The sequence below is a fragment of the Leucobacter holotrichiae genome, from assembly GCF_055791005.1.
This window is the reverse complement of record NZ_JBVUAC010000007.1, coordinates 152513-165178: the sequence shown is the minus strand read 5'-3', so window position 1 is coordinate 165178 and position 12666 is coordinate 152513. Positions and strand designations below refer to the sequence as shown.

11 protein-coding genes are annotated in these 12666 nt (G+C 69.4%); 7 read left to right on the top strand and 4 right to left on the bottom strand.

Translation table 11 applies throughout. The features are described 5' to 3' along the window. Positions 1-49: 49 nt before the first annotated feature. Complete coding sequence (gene fmdA / locus AC0KXF_RS10770; protein WP_473109184.1) at positions 50-1303, top strand: formamidase; 1254 nt, start codon at positions 50-52, stop codon at positions 1301-1303. Between the two features lie 53 nt (positions 1304-1356). On the opposite strand, the gene AC0KXF_RS10765 is transcribed toward fmdA, so the two are convergent. Together AC0KXF_RS10765 and AC0KXF_RS10760 are read right to left on the bottom strand one after the other, a co-directional pair. Further along, a complete protein-coding gene (locus AC0KXF_RS10765) occupies positions 1357-2091 on the bottom strand; it encodes a phosphonatase-like hydrolase (RefSeq protein ID WP_473109183.1) in 735 nt (244 codons plus the stop codon). 65 nt (positions 2092-2156) lie between these two features. Beyond that, complete coding sequence (locus tag AC0KXF_RS10760; protein ID WP_473109182.1) at positions 2157-2936, bottom strand: GntR family transcriptional regulator; 780 nt, start codon at positions 2934-2936, stop codon at positions 2157-2159. Positions 2937-3100: 164 nt separating this feature from the next. Between AC0KXF_RS10760 and AC0KXF_RS10755 the strand changes: the two genes are divergently transcribed. From AC0KXF_RS10755 to AC0KXF_RS10735, 5 genes are all read left to right on the top strand, one after another. After that, positions 3101-4222: a TIGR03364 family FAD-dependent oxidoreductase gene (locus tag AC0KXF_RS10755; RefSeq protein WP_473109181.1), complete on the top strand. Its 1122-nt coding sequence runs from the start codon at positions 3101-3103 to the stop codon at positions 4220-4222. Positions 4223-4337: 115 nt separating this feature from the next. After that, positions 4338-5249 carry a phosphate/phosphite/phosphonate ABC transporter substrate-binding protein gene (locus tag AC0KXF_RS10750; protein WP_473109180.1) on the top strand — a complete coding sequence of 304 codons (912 nt, stop codon included), beginning with the start codon at positions 4338-4340 and terminating at the stop codon, positions 5247-5249. Then, positions 5249-6058, top strand: a complete 810-nt coding sequence (locus AC0KXF_RS10745; protein ID WP_473109179.1) for a phosphonate ABC transporter ATP-binding protein — start codon at positions 5249-5251, stop codon at positions 6056-6058. The genes AC0KXF_RS10750 and AC0KXF_RS10745 overlap by 1 nt, the downstream gene beginning before the upstream one ends. Positions 6059-6068: 10 nt before the next feature. Beyond that, positions 6069-6932 (top strand): phosphonate ABC transporter, permease protein PhnE, encoded by an 864-nt coding sequence (phnE, locus tag AC0KXF_RS10740; protein ID WP_473109178.1) that lies wholly within the window; start codon positions 6069-6071, stop codon positions 6930-6932. A gap of 71 nt (positions 6933-7003) precedes the next feature. Next, on the top strand, positions 7004-8587 hold the full coding sequence (locus AC0KXF_RS10735) for a metallophosphoesterase family protein (protein ID WP_473109177.1): 1584 nt from the start codon (positions 7004-7006) through the stop codon (positions 8585-8587). Between the two features lie 9 nt (positions 8588-8596). On the opposite strand, the gene AC0KXF_RS10730 is transcribed toward AC0KXF_RS10735, so the two are convergent. Together AC0KXF_RS10730 and AC0KXF_RS10725 are read right to left on the bottom strand one after the other, a co-directional pair. Then, a complete protein-coding gene (locus AC0KXF_RS10730) occupies positions 8597-9172 on the bottom strand; it encodes a MarR family winged helix-turn-helix transcriptional regulator (protein WP_473109176.1) in 576 nt (191 codons plus the stop codon). 11 nt (positions 9173-9183) lie between these two features. Next, entirely contained in the window at positions 9184-10917 is a 1734-nt protein-coding gene (locus AC0KXF_RS10725; RefSeq protein ID WP_473109175.1) for a DHA2 family efflux MFS transporter permease subunit, read from the bottom strand. A 479-nt stretch (positions 10918-11396) separates the two neighbouring features. On the opposite strand from AC0KXF_RS10725, the gene AC0KXF_RS10720 reads away from it, so the two are divergent. After that, positions 11397-12545: a 5-(carboxyamino)imidazole ribonucleotide synthase gene (locus AC0KXF_RS10720; RefSeq protein ID WP_473109174.1), complete on the top strand. Its 1149-nt coding sequence runs from the start codon at positions 11397-11399 to the stop codon at positions 12543-12545. Positions 12546-12666: the final 121 nt, after the last annotated feature.

Sequence of the window (12666 nt, the reverse complement as noted above, 5' to 3'; positions counted from 1 at the left end):
AACACCCGGCGGCAGCGCAGCCGTCACCACAGAAACGGAGACAGAACAAATGCCAGAGCACATCTTCAAGCTCGATTCGAGCAAGCGCTTCGTCGATCAGGAGAAACTCGGTCACAACCGGTGGCACCCGGAGATACCGCCGGTCGCCACGGTCAAGCCGGGCGACAGCTTCCGTGTCGACTGCCGCGAGTGGTTCGACGGGGCGATCAAGAACGACGATTCGGCCCAGGACATCCTCGAGGCGCCGCTCCTGACGGTGCACACCCTGAGCGGTCCGTTCCGCGTCGAGGGCGCGAAGCCGGGCGATCTGCTCATCGTCGACATCCTCGACGTCGGCCCGATCCCCCAGGAGGAGGGGCCGCTCGCGGGGCAGGGCTGGGGCTACACCGGCATCTTCTCGCGCAACAACGGCGGCGGCTTCCTCACCGATCAGTTCCCCGATGCGTACAAGGCCGTCTGGGACTTCGCCGGGCAGACCGCGACCTCGCGGCACATCCCCGGCGTCTCGTTCACGGGCATCATCCACCCGGGCCTCATGGGCACGGCCCCCTCGGCCGAGCTGCTCGGCAAGTGGAACGCCCGAGAGGCGGCGCTCATCGCGACCGACCCGGAGCGCGTGCCGCCGCTGGCGCTGCCGCCCGAGGCCGAACACGCGATCCTCGGCGGCCTCGATCGCGGGGAATGGGCGCGTGTCGGCTCCGAGGCCGCTCGCACCGCGCCCCCGCGCGAGAACGGCGGCAACCAGGACATCAAGAACTTCACCAAGGGCTCGAGGGTGTTCTACCCGGTGTTCGTCGACGGCGCGAATCTCTCCGTCGGTGACCTGCACTTCTCGCAGGGCGACGGCGAGATCACGTTCTGCGGCGCCATCGAGATGGGCGGCTTCATCGATCTGCGCGTCGACATCATCCCCGGCGGCATGGAGACCTACGGCGTGCACGAGAATGCGATCTTCATGCCCGGTAACGTCGAGCCGAACTACAGCCACTGGCTCGCGTTCTCGGGCACCTCGGTGACGCTCGACGGCGAGCAGAGATACCTCGACTCGCACCTCTCGTATCAGCGGGCCTGCCTGCACGCCATCGACTACCTCACCAAGTTCGGCTACAGCCCGGAGCAGGCCTACCTGCTGCTCGGGGCAGCGCCGATCGAGGGGCGGCTCTCGGGCGTCGTCGACATTCCGAACTCGTGCTCGACGGTGTACCTGCCGGTCGAGATCTTCGACTTCGAGGTGCGTCCCTCGGCTGCGGGCCCGACGCAGATCGATCCGGGGATCGGAGCCCCGGTCGCGGCGAACCGTTAGCGCGGCGGGCGGGCCGGGGCGTCTCGCCGGGCCCGCCTACCGCATATCCCCGCCTACCGGCGCGCGAGGTAGGCGGGGATATCCGCGACCGAGTCGAGCAGTTCCGTGAAGGGCTGCCCGTCGAAGGCCTCGCGATCCAGCTTGCCCGTCAGCACCCCGATCGTCGCGGCGGCCCCCGCGTTCGCTCCCGCCTGCACGTCAACGGCGGTGTCGCCCGCGACGAGCACCTCGGAGACGGCGAGGGTGCCGGTGCGCTCCATCGCCCGGTGGATCATGTACGGGGCCGGGCGACCGGCTGCCACCTCATCGCCGCAGACCACGGCGTCGAGGTGCAGCGATCCTGCGCTCTCCGGCACGTTCCCCGGCGACGCGCCGTCAGCGGAGTCGCCGCTCACGACCCATCCGAGGCGGTCGAGGATGCCGTGCGCCACGTCCTGCGAGAACCCCGTGGTGAGTGCGACGCGCACCCCCGAGGCGCGCAGCGCGGCGATGGCCTCGGGGATGCCGTCGATCGGCGTCGGAGGGTGCGCGGTGTAGAGCTCGTCGAGGAGCGCGCGGAACCGGTCGAACGCGACATCCACCCTGTCCGCGGGCTGCGCGGGATCGCCGCCGCCGAGTTCGATGAGGGCGGTGACGGCAGCGCGCTTCTCCGCGCCCATCCAGGTCTGCAGGTCGGCGGGGGAGACGGGGACGCCCGTCTCCTCGACCGCGATGCGCAGTGCGTCGTAGACGGCGCCGCCGTCGTCGATGGTGGTGCCGGCCATGTCGAAGACGGCGAGGGTGATCATGCGGTGCTCCTTGGGTGCGAGGTGAGGGGGGAGGTGAAGCGGGCGTGTTGGGAGAGGGCCGCGGATCAGGCCGAGCGCTCGAAGAGGTCGACGCCCGAGCCGCCCGCCTGGCGCGCGAACGGGGTGCGGTGCTCGGCGCTGTTCTCCACCACGAAGGTGGCCATCGATGGCAGGTAGCGGTCGTCGGCGGTCTCGATGACGGTGCCGAACTCGTTGTAGGCGAGGCGGCGCACGCGCAGCAGGGGTTCGCCCGGTCCCACCCGCAGCTGCTCGACCTCGAGGGGGTGGGCGCCGACGGCGTCGATCACGTGACGGGCGCGCACGGGGATCACGCCGGCCCGGCCCAGCGTCTGGTAGATGCTGCCGCCGTCGAGGTCGGCAGCGATGAGGTGCCTGCCGATCTCGTAGGGGAAGAGGGATCGCTCGAGCATGGCCGGCTTGTCGTCGAGCAGCCTCAGCCTGATGATTTCGACGACGGGGGTCTCGGGTTCGATCTGCAGCTCGCGGGCGATGTCTTCGGTCGCGGGGCGGCGGCTCGCCTCGATGACGCGCTGCCCGGGGGTGAGACCGAGCTCGCGCGCCCACTCGGTGAACGACATGAAGGTGTCGAACGACTGCGCCGGAGCCGTGCGCTGCACTCGGGGCGGGGCCCCGCGTCGACCGCTGATCATGCCCTCGGCGCGCAGCGCCGCGAGCGCCTGGCGCACGGGGCCCCGGGAGGTGCCGAACTCGGCGACGAGGGATTTCTCGCTGGGCACGCGGTCGCCCGGCTGCCAGACGCCGGTGCGGATGCGGTGCACCATCTCGGCGTACAGCTGTGCGTGGAGCGGTGAGCTGTCGGTCATGCGGCAAGCCTATAAGTTGTCTGTACTAGTCGGAATGCGTCTCAGTAGCCGTCGAGTGAACGAATCATGACGATGTTTCGGCCAGTCGTGACCGAGCGTGAACGCTCGGAGAACTTCGCTCTGAAAAGTTGTCATGATTACTTTCAGGCCTCACCATCGAAGCCATGACCCTTTCGAACCCTGCTTCGCACGTCGTGATCGTCGGCGCCGGCATTGTCGGCCTCGGTCACGCGGTCGCTGCGCTCGATGCCGGCTACCGCGTGACCGTCGTGGAGCAGGACGCCGCGGCCGTGCTCGCCAGCGTGCGCAACTTCGGCCATGTCAGCACCTCTGCGCAATCCGGCGAGTTGCACGACCTCGCGCTCGAGGCGAACTCGATCTGGCTCTCGCTTGTTGAGCGCGCGGGAGTCGAGGCCCGCCGCTCCGGCACGCTCGTCGTGGCGCGTTCGGCGGCCGAGGAGGCGGTGCTGCAGGAGCTCGCGGCGGATCGCGTGTCCGAGGACGCGCGGCTCGTCACCGGCGCGGAGGCGGGGGAGCTGCTGCGGATCCCGGATGCGGATCACCTGCGCTCCGGAGCGCTGTTCCCCGCCGACCTCACAGCCGATCCCCGCACCGCCGTCGCTCGCATCGCGGAGTGGGTCGACCGCCATGAGCGCGGCGAGATGCGGTTCTCGACCAGCGTGCGCGAGGTGCGGGAGGGCGCGGTGGAGACGAACCGCGGTCGGATCGAGGCCGACCACGTGGTGGTCGCGGCCGGCCACCTCGTCGGTCGGCTCTTCCCGGCGCTCACCGACGAGTGCGAGGTGCGCGAGTGCGCGCTCCAGATGCTGCGCGTGCGACCGCCCTGGGAGATGGGGATCGGCCCTGCGGTGCTCACCGGCACCTCCATGCTGCGGTACGGGGCGTTCGCCGGCGCTGCGGTGGAGGCGCTGCGCGACGAACTGCGCGCATCCCGCCCCGAGCTGCTCGAGATCGACGCCAACGTGATGCTCACCCAGCAGGCCGACGGCACCCTGCTCGTCGGCGACTCGCACGCCGCGCATCGGACCGCCCCGCCGTTCCTCGACGAGCGCTGGTCGAGACTGCTGCTCGACGAGGTGGCGGCGGTGCTCGGCACCCCGCGCCTGGAGGTGCTCGAGCGCTGGCAGGGCGTCTACGCGACGAGCACCAGGCAGGACATCCTGCGCGCCTCCCCGGCCCCCGGTGTCTCGGTCGTCACCGTGACCACCGGCGTCGGTATGACCGTGGGGCTCGCGCTCGGCGCCCGCACCGTCGCCGCTCTCTAGACCTGTTCCGACCAGCCTGTTCCGTACCCCCTGAGGTCCTGCGACTTCGCGCAGGATGCCGACCCGACCCTGCGTTTCGCTCGCGCAGGATGACGAACCCACCCCAAGGAGAACCGTGAAGAAGACCACCATCCTCGCCGCCTCGGCCGTCGCGCTGCTCGGCCTCGGCCTGACCGCGTGCTCGGCCCCGTCTGAAGCCGCATCGGGCGAGGCCTCGGCCACCTGCCCCGGCGGAAAGATCCGCTTCGGGATCCTGCCCTACGAGGATCCCGAGCGTCTCGAGCCCGCGTACCAGGTGCTCGCCGACGCCCTCTCCGAGAAGCTCGATTGCCCGGTCGAGGTGTCGATCACCGAGGACTACGCGGCCGAGGTGCTCGCCATGGAGAACGACCAGCTCGAGATCGCGCAGTTCGGACCGCTCGGCTTCGTGTTCGCGAACGAGCGCGCGGGCGCCACCGCGATGGCCTCGTTCGGCGACGCCGAGGGGAAGCCCACCACCTACACCGGCGGCATCTGGGTGGGGAAGGATTCGCCCGTGCAGACGATCGAGGATCTGAAGGGCAAGACCCTCGCGCTCGGCAGCCCCGGATCGACCTCGGGCGACGCACTGCCGATGTCGGCGCTCGTCGAGGCGGGCATCGAGGAGGACGTGCAGTGGGACTACGCGGGCGGCCACCCCGAAGCACTGCTCGCGCTCGTCAACGGCACCGTGGACGCCGCGCAGATCAACTCGCAGACCCTCGCGACGGCGAAGGCGGAGGGCACGTTCGACGAGACGCAGTTCCGGCAGATCTGGGAGTCGGAGCCGATCCCGAACGATCCGATCACCGTGCGCGAGAACCTGCCGCAGGAGTTCCAGGACGCCGTCAAGGAGGCGCTGCTGAGCCTCGACACCGCGGCCGTCGAAGAGGTCAGCGGCTTCCTCGGCGTCGATCCCGCGGGTCCGCTGATCGAGGTGGACGACAAGACCTACCAGCCCCTCTTCGACCTGGCCGAGACCATGGGCCTCACCGAGGCGGACGTCTGATGAGCGCCGTCACCGTGCTCGGAAGCGCCGCCCCGGCCGGCTCCGGCGATCCCGCTCGGGCCGGCAGCACCGCCGAGGTGCTGCTCGACGTGCGCGCCATCTCCAAGAGCTTCGGAGATCGTGTCGTGCTGAAGGACATGAGCATGCGCGTGCACGCCGGGGAGGTCGTCGCGTTCCTCGGAGCCAACGGCTCGGGCAAGTCGACGACGCTGCGCGCGGTGAACGGCCTCATCGAGGCGGATTCCGGCGATATCACGATCGCCGGAATCCGCCTGGCGGAGGCGAGTTCGGCCCGCCGCGCCGAGGCCCGCCGCACCGCCGCTACCGTGTTCCAGAAGATTTACCTGGTGCAGCGCCGCACAGTACTGCAGAACGTGTGCGCCGGCGGCTTCGCCCGGGTCTCCGGCTGGCAGTCGCTGCCACCGTTCTTTCCGCGCGAGCTGAAGGAGGAGGCGCTGGCCTGCCTCGACCGAGTCGGACTCGCGGATCGTGCCTACGACCGCGCGGGCAGCCTCTCCGGCGGTCAGCAGCAGCGCGTCGCCATCGCGCGCGCCCTCTGCCAGCGCCCCCGCATGATCCTTGCCGACGAGCCCGTATCCGCCCTCGATCCCAAAGCCGCCGACGATGTCATGAGCCTGCTGCACGAGCTCGCCGTCGAGGAGAATCTCGGCGTCGCCGCCGTGCTGCACCAGCCGCAGCTGGCCCGCACGTACGCGCATCGCGTGATCGGCCTGCGCGACGGCGCCCTCGTCTTCGACGAGTCCACCGACGAGATCGATGACGCCGAGCTGGCGTCGCTCTACCTGTGAGGATCCACCCGTGACCGACACCCTCCCCGCGGCCTCCTCCACCCGCGCCTTGCAGCCCCCGCCCCGCGGGACGACCCGGCGCATGCCGCTTCCGCGCGATCCGAAGGTCCCGTACCGGGCCGGTTCGTGGACGGTCGTGCTCATCGTGCTCGTGGTGCTGCACCTGATGGCGGTCTCGGCCACCGAGTTCTACCCCGGCAAGCTCGTCACCGGAGCGCAGGGCATGATGAACTTCCTGGCCGAGGCCATCCCGCCCGACCTCAGCGCCGACGTGCTGCGGGCCGGCATCGACGGCGCGCTGACGACCCTCTGGGTCGGCCTGCTCGGCACCACGATCTCGGTGCCGTTCGCCCTGCTGCTTGCCGTGCTCGGCGCCCGCACCACGACACCCAACGGCTTCGTCTACCAGGTCGCGCGCGGGATCCTCTCGTTCTTCCGCGCCGTGCCCGACATCGTGTTCGCCCTCATCTTCGTGACGGCGGTCGGCCTCGGCCCGTTCGCAGGCGTGCTCGCGCTGATCGCGCACAACACGGGCGTGATGGGCAAGCTCTGGTCGGAGGCGATGGAGGACATCGATCCCGGCCCCGAGCAGGCGCTGCGCACCGCGGGGGCCTCGCGCTGGCAGGTGGTCGCGAACGCGACGATCCCGACCGTGCTGCCCCAGCTCACCGGCCTGCTGCTCTATCGCTTCGACGTCAACGTGCGCTCGTCGCTCGTGCTCGGCCTCGTGGGCGCGGGCGGCATCGGCCTGCTCATCAACAAGGCCATCAAGACCTTCCAGTTCGACGAGATGCTGACCTACCTGATCATCATCCTCATCGTGATCGTCGCGGTTGACCTGGCCTCGGCCTGGATCCGCAAGCGGTTGCAGTAGCGCCGGATCCGGCCCGCTCCACGACACTCCCGTCTCCGCAACACTTCCGAACACAAGGAGAAGCATTCCTCATGCTGCACAGTTCATTCCGCCGCGCCATGCCCCGCACCATCGCAGGTGGCGCCCTGCTCGCTCTCGCGGGCGGCCTCGTCGTCGCCCCGACGCTCGCGGCCCCCGCCCTCGCCGCCCCGCCTCACACGCCGACCGTCGACGGCTCGACCACCGAACCGCAGTTCTGGTGGAACGGCTTCGAGGGATCCGTCTCGGATTGGCAGCAGTCGGGTGCCTCCGCGTGGGAGTTCATGGACCGCGACGCTTCCAACAGCGTCTACGGCACGGACCGTCGCCACACCTTCACGCGGGCGTCGGGCACGATGGCGGTGGCCGAGTCGAAGAACGCCGCCTTCTCAGGCGCCCTCACCTCGGCGCCGATCAAGGTGTTCAAGGCCGGCGCGCTCGAGCTGCGCTTCGACAGCCACTACCTGAAGCGCGGAGCCGAGACGCAGAGCGGCACCGTGACCGCGATCTTCGACGGGAGGAAGCGCGTCGAGATCCACCGCTTCTCCGGCGCGGACGAGGAATCGGCCCAGCCGCGGGTGCCGTTCACCGTGCCGAACGGTACGAAGACGGTGCAGTTCGAGTTCGCGTTCGAATCAGCAGCCGGGGGCGGATCGTGGCGCATCGACGACGTCGAGGTGGTGCGCCCGCTCTCCGACCTCGCCGCGGATGCGGCGCCCCGCGCGGTGGTCGACGTGTTCAGCGACGTGCAGGGAGCGAACGCGAAGCTCGCCGGGCAGGTGATTCCCGGGCTGCGCGCGATGAGCCCGAGCGCGACGACCCTGCTGGCGAACGGCGACCTCACCGGCAACGGCACGGATAAGCAGTACGCCGACTACTTCGCGGCGCTGGATCCGGCGAAGGGCGACCAGTACGGAACGGTGGTCTCGACGATCGGCAACCACGAGTTCTACGGCGCGAACGGTTCCGAGAACTACATCGGGCGGTTCCTCGATCGTACCGGCATGCGCGCTCTCGGCGTCGACGGCGCGAACCCGGCGCACGCGGGCCTCTGGGGCGAGACGCTCGTCGACGGCGAACTGCCGCTGCTGTGGATCGGTAGCGAGTTCCACGACTATCCCGCGCAGACCGGCAACGGTCCGTTCGTCGAACTCAGCGAAGAGCAGTTCACGTGGCTGAGCGACCGGCTCGCGCACTGGAAGGCCGAGGGCAAACCGGTCGTGCTCGCGTCGCACCACGTATTCAACGACTCCGTGTCGGGCACCTACGCCAAGTTCTACCAGGGCGACTTCGGGGCCGACACGGAGCGGCTCGAAGCGCTGCTCGCCGACTACCCGAATGTGACCGTGCTCACGAGCCACACGCACTGGTCGCCGCTGCTGAACGACTGGAGCGTCGAGCAGCGCTTCGATCCGACCTCGAACCACGGGCCGACCATCGTGAACACCGCCGCCGTCACCACGCAGTACGGCCCGAGCGGGGACTGGAACGAGAAGGCCGTCGGCGGCGCCGACCCGGTCGGCCTGCGGGTCGAACTGTTCGATGACCGGCTGCGCGTGAGCTCGTACTTCTTCGGCGCCGACGCGCAGGGCAGGGAGATCAAGCACGTCGACGTCCCGCTCCCGGCGGGGCAGTGACGAGGCCGCTCAGTCCTCCGAGCCGTGACCGCGCGTGCAGCGGCCGGCGGGGCCCTCGATCCTGATGTCGTGAGCAGAGGCGTTGAAGCGGTGCAGGCCGGCGCGCAGCTGTTCGAGATCTTCGGCGCTCCAGTCGGCGAACCGCTCGTGATAGGCGTGGGCCCACTGGCGACGGATGCGCTCGAGCAGTTCACCGGCGTGGGCGGTCGCGGTGAGCAGGATCACGCGGCGATCCTCGGGCGATGCTTCCGCCTCGACGAGGCCGAGCTCGCGCAGCTTCGCGATCTGCCGGCTCACCACGGCCTTATCCATGTCGAGCATCTGGCTGAGAGCCGTCGCGGTGACCGGCCCCTTCCTGAACACCAGCTGCAGCACGATCATGCCGACGCCCTTGAGCTCGCTGTCGACCTCCTGGGCGTAACTCGTCCAGTGGCTGCGGGCGAAGGCGAATACCTCTGAGAACTCCGAGATGATCTGCGAGACTCGCTCGTCTCTGGGCGAGGCGGCCGCCCCCGCGCCGGGCGCATGCTCCTGCTCGTGCTCGTGCTCGTGCTCGTGCTCGGGGCGGCCGGTCTGAACCTCCATGATCGTTGAGCTTAGCGGGCCGTCGAGGGGTCGTCGCCGTCTCGCCGGCCACCCCCGGAGGTGATGACGGGGATCGAACCGGTGGCGACCCGCACCGCGTCGCCGAAAAGCTCGGCCCCGGCCGTGCTGCCCGCGTCGGACGGGGCGGCCTTTTCGCGCTGGCTCAGCTCGGAGATGCGCTCCGCGTTGCTCTTGTTGCTCAGCGGGATGTTGGGCAGGAAGACGATCGCGATGAGCGCGACGATCGCCACCGGGGCCGCGGCCAGGAAGATGTTGCCGATCGCGTGGCCGTACGACGACTCGACGACCTCGCGCACGGGTGCCGACAGGTCGGCGATCTTCGGGATCGCGTTGCTCTGCTGGAACTTCTGCAGGTCGGCGATCACGGCGGGATCCGGGTTCTGCTGCATGAGGGTGCCGAGTTTGGTGAAGCCCTCATTGAAGTAGTCGGCGACCTCGTGGGCGAGGATCGCACCCATCACCGAGATGCCCGCGGTGCCGCCGATCGTGCGGAAGAACGTGACCGCCGAGGTGGAGGTGCCCATCTCGGCCGGATTGACCGTGTTCTGCACCACGAGCACGAGGTTCTGCATCGTCATGCCGACGCCCGCGCCGAGCACCGCCATCGAGATCCCCACGTACCAGTAGGTGGTGTCGTACCGCAGCTGACCCATCATGATGAGGCCCGCGAGCAGCGCGACGGCGCCCGCGACCATGTAGCGCTTCCACTTGCCGGTGCGGGTGATGATCTGGCCCACGATCGTCGAGGAGAGCAGCACGCCCGCCATCATCGGCAGCGTCAGCAGGCTCGACTCGATGACCGAGCGGCCGCGCGCGAGCTGCATGTACTGGCCGAGGAACACGGCCGTGCCCATCATCGCGAGCCCCACCGCGATCGACGCGATCGACGCGAGGGTGAAGGTGCGGTTCTTGAAGAGCGTCATCGGGATGAGCGGTTCCTCGACCTTGAGCTCGACGAACACCGCGATCACGAGGGCGACGACGCCGCCGCCGACCATCGCCGCGGTCTGCCATGACCACCAGTCGAAGCTCTCGCCGGCGAGGGTCACCCAGATGAGCAGACTCGAGAACCCGAGCGAGATGAGTGCCGTGCCCCAGTAGTCGATCTTGACCTTCTGCTTGCGGGTGGGCAGGTGCAGCGTGCGCTGCAGCATGATGATCGCGACGATGGCGATGGGGGCCGCGACGTAGAAGTTCCAGCGCCAGCCGACGGTGTCGGTGAGGAGGCCGCCGAGCAGCGGGCCGCCCACGGTCGCGACGGCCATGATGGCGCCGAGGATGCCCATGTACTTGCCGCGCTCGAGCGGGCTGATGATCTCGGCGAGCACGATCTGGGCGAGCGCGCCCAGGCCGCCGACGCCGATGCCCTGGAAGACGCGGCAGGCGATGAGCCACGTCGGATCCTGCGCGAAGCCGGCGAACGCCGAGGCGAGGATGAAGACGATGAGGGCGACCTGCAGCAGCACCTTCTTGCTGGTCAGGTCGGCGAGCTTGCCCCAGATCGGGGTCGAGATCGCGCTCGCGAGCATCGTCGCGGTGACCACCCAGGTGAAGGCGGCCTGCGTGCCGCCGATGTCGGCGATGATGATCGGCATCGAGGTGCCGACGACGTTCATGGCGAGCATGGAGACGAAGTTGGCGAGGAAGAGCCCGGCGAGCGCGAGGTTCTTCGCTCTGCCGGTGAGCAGCCCCGTTTCGGGTGCTTGCTGGGAGGGCTGTGACATCTGGTTCCTTAGAGGGCGTGCGTTGATGCGAGCGGCGGACGGTCCGCTTCGGCGAGCGGGCCGGGGAGGAGTGAGGATCGGAATCCACCGCTCAATTCGTTGACGAAGATCAACTATAGGACAATGGTTGATCTTCGTCAACCATTTGCGGATTTCGTTTCGGCCGCGACCCAGCTGAGGTACGGATTTCGCGGCGTCGAGCGCGAGCGGTCGTGCGAAATTCGTACCTCGCGGGGTGGGCTCGGATCCCCCGGCGGGCCGGATCCCTCCTCCTTCCTCCCTCCCTCCAACTGCACCGATCGACGTTCAAGCACCGAAGATCCCGCAATCGGGGTGCTTGAGCGTCGATCGGTGCCGGAAGCGGGGTGGGAGAGATGCCGGAGGGAAAGGGGATCCAGGCCCCGGGTAGAAAGGGCGCGGGGCAGGGTGGCGGCGGGCGGCGCGAGTGCGGGGTGGTGCGATAAGGCAGAATAATGAGCATGACTCTCGAGAGCGGCAGCATCAGGATCGGCGTCATCGGAGGCGGGCAGCTCGCGCGCATGATGGTGCCCCCGGCGATTCACCTCGGGCTGCGCATCAGCGTGCTCGCCGAGGCCGAGGGGTCGAGCGCAGCCCGCGCCGCCGACGCCGTGGGCGACTACCGCGATCCCGAGACGGTCTACGCCTTCGCCGACACCGTCGACGTGGTCACCTTCGACCACGAGCACGTGCCGGGCGAGATCCTGTGCGAGCTCGAGCGCCGTGGCAAGGCCGTGCACCCCAGGCCAGACGCGCTGCAGTTCGCGCAGGACAAGATCCTGATGCGCGAGAAGCTGGGGGAGCTGGGCGTGCCGATTCCGGCGTGGGCCGCCGTTGAGGACGAGGCCGAGCTGCAGAGCTTCATCGACGACAACGGCGGCCGCGCGGTCGTGAAGACCGCCCGCGGGGGCTACGACGGCAAGGGCGTGCGTGTGGTCTCCGACGCGGTCGAGGTGCGCGACTGGTTCACCGCGCTGGCCGAGGACGGACACGGGGGTCGCCTGCTCGTCGAAGAGCTCGTCGATTTCACGCGCGAGCTGTCGCAGCTGGTGGCGCGCCGCCCCAGCGGGGAGACGCGCACGTGGCCGGTGGTCGAGACGATCCAGCGCGACGGCGTCTGCGCCGAGGTGATCGCCCCGGCGCCGGTGCAGAATGCTGCGACGCTCGACGAGGCCGCCCGCATCGGCGCGATTGTCGCCGAGGGCGTGCAGGTGACGGGGGTGCTCGCCGTCGAGATGTTCGAGACGCGCGACGGCCGCGTGCTCGTCAACGAGCTGGCGATGCGACCGCACAACTCGGGCCACTTCTCGATCGAGGGATCCGTGACGAGCCAGTTCGAGCAGCATTTGCGCGCGGTTGCCGATCTGCCACTGGGCGACACCTCGATGGCGGCGCCCGCGGCGGTGATGGTCAACGTGCTCGGGGGGCCGGCGGAGGGGCCCATGCCGGTGCGCTACGCCGAGGTGCTGGCGGCTCACCCTCGCGCCAAGATCCACAGCTACGACAAGCAGCCCCGCCCGGGCCGCAAGGTCGGCCACGTCACCGTGACGGGCGACGATCTCGAGGTCGTGCTCGCCGAAGCGCGCGCCGCTGCTGCCGCGTTCGAGTAGGAGATCCGCGCCCACGCGGGTGACCCCCTCGGTTCGTGTCCTCCTGGGCGCAGATCTCCTACGTGGAGAGGTGAAGAGGAGGAGAGAGTGGAGCAGTGGAAGGGTGGAGAAGCGGAGGAGC